At 46.8% G+C, this 690-nt stretch carries 1 protein-coding gene; it reads left to right on the top strand.

Annotated elements, in window-relative coordinates:
• A partial coding sequence (locus R7190_RS27665; RefSeq protein ID WP_318137906.1) for an ABC transporter substrate-binding protein occupies positions 1 to 690 on the top strand: 690 nt, incomplete at both ends.

The raw sequence follows: 690 nt of genomic DNA, 5'->3' as shown, positions 1-690 counted from the left end.
CTAACACGGCATCACCTTACGCTTGTTTTGCCGCCATACCGAATATCCTAAACTCGCAAGCCATTATGAAAGGCGAGGCAAAACCTGCTTCATTGGGCGTGAAAGCGTTGGATGAAAAGACCTTCCAAGTCACTTTGGAGCAACCAATTCCGTACTTAATAAAACTCCTGAGCCACCACGTTCTTGCTCCGGTTCATCAAACAACGGTAGAGAGACACGTCGGTAACTGGACACAACCTGAGAACATCGTAACCAACGGCGCGTTTACTGTTTCGGAGTGGAAGGTAAACGAGAAGATGGTAATGAAGAAAAACCCGCACTATTGGGATGCAAACAACGTCGTCCTAGATAAAATCACTTGGCTGCCGATCGGTGATGCGAATGTCGTGCTAAATCGCTACCTAGCAGGCGAAATTGATCAGGTCATGTCGATTCCTGCCGCACAAAAAAGGAAACTAATAAGCAAACTGCCTCAAGATGTGGCTGATACAAGTGCTTCGCTAGGTTCGACTTTTTACTACCTAAATACGCAAGAAGGACCGACCAAAGATCGTCGAGTTCGCCAAGCCCTCTCCTATGCCATTGATCGCAATCTACTGACTGATTCGATTTTAAGAAATGGTGGCATTCCGATGTTCACGCTAGTACCACCGCAAACCGATGGGTTTCAATCGCACACACCGGAATATT

The sequence above is a fragment of the Vibrio sp. 1078-1 genome (assembly GCF_033340475.1).
This window is presented reverse-complemented; position numbering and strand designations above follow the sequence as displayed.